The 452-nt window shown below is 66.8% G+C and carries 1 protein-coding gene; it reads right to left on the reverse strand.

Translation table 11 applies throughout. The features are described from left to right. The coding region (locus EN939_RS37565; protein ID WP_245473348.1) for an HpcH/HpaI aldolase/citrate lyase family protein at nucleotides 1-452 on the reverse strand (452 nt) is incomplete at both ends.

A 452-nucleotide genomic window follows, 5' to 3' on the forward strand; every position in this document is an offset into this window, starting at 1 on the left:
CACCTGGTCGGGATGGATCGCCATCTTGCCGGTGAAGCCATCGCGCTCGGCCTCCGTGCATTCCACTTCGAAGGCCGCTATGTCGCGAAAATTCGGGAAGACGGTGTCGATCGCCGCGACCTCCGCCGCACCGGCGGCAAGTATGGTCATTGTGCGAGCGTGGCGGAACACGTCCGTGTAGCGGCCATGCTCGTCGCGGACGCTGCGCGCGCCGATCGCCGCCGACAGGTCTTCAGCGCCCCAGGTGAGGCCGGCAAGCCGCGCACTTGTCCCGGCATAGGTCGCCGCCGCCAGCACGCCTGCCGGCGTTTCGGTGATGATCGGCAGGATCTTGATCGCGCCGTCGGCCAAGCCATTTTCGGCCTCGCGCACCCTGAGCTTTGCCGACAGATGCTGCACATCCTGGCCGCTGTTCGACTTGGGCAGCATGATGCCGTCGGGTCGTGCCGGCA

This window comes from Mesorhizobium sp. M7A.F.Ca.CA.002.05.1.1, from assembly GCF_003998335.1.
Lineage (GTDB): Bacteria > Pseudomonadota > Alphaproteobacteria > Rhizobiales > Rhizobiaceae > Mesorhizobium.